Genomic DNA, 424 nt, shown 5'->3' with positions numbered 1-424 from the left:
AAACCAAGAGAAATCACTCTAAAAAAAGGGATGAAACTGGACAGATATGGAGATAATTCAGGTGGCTTTGTTTGTCCTTTTAAAGAGAAAAAAGGAGTGATGCCTTATGAAAAAAGATCATTGCCTTATGAAGATAATGAAGCCATGCAAAAAACCTATAAAAGATATGAAGTATTAGAAGATATTAATATGGAGAGTGTTGATAGAAAGGTTAGAATGAGTGGGAATGAAGTATTAAAAGGTAAAATTGATAAATTAAAAGCAAAAAACGAATTCCATTCCCCAAAAATAGGTAAAATATCTCCACATTTTGAACAAGAAGGCAAAGGAACACAAATTAAACTTCCTATTTCCATAGAAAACTTAATGCAATTAGGTTTTATCAAACAAATATAATAATAAAGGATAGAAAATGACAAGAGAA

At 29.5% G+C, this 424-nt stretch carries 1 protein-coding gene; it reads left to right on the top strand.

Going from position 1 to position 424, the window contains the following annotated elements:
• The first annotated feature begins 12 nt into the window (after positions 1-12).
• Positions 13-396: a TNT domain-containing protein gene (locus AJ939_RS03750; RefSeq protein WP_261666730.1), complete on the top strand. Its 384-nt coding sequence runs from the start codon at positions 13-15 to the stop codon at positions 394-396.
• Positions 397-424 lie beyond the last annotated feature (28 nt).

It is taken from the genome of Campylobacter sp. BCW_6889 (assembly GCF_001762535.1).
GTDB lineage: Bacteria > Campylobacterota > Campylobacteria > Campylobacterales > Campylobacteraceae > Campylobacter_D > Campylobacter_D jejuni.
This window is presented reverse-complemented; position numbering and strand designations above follow the sequence as displayed.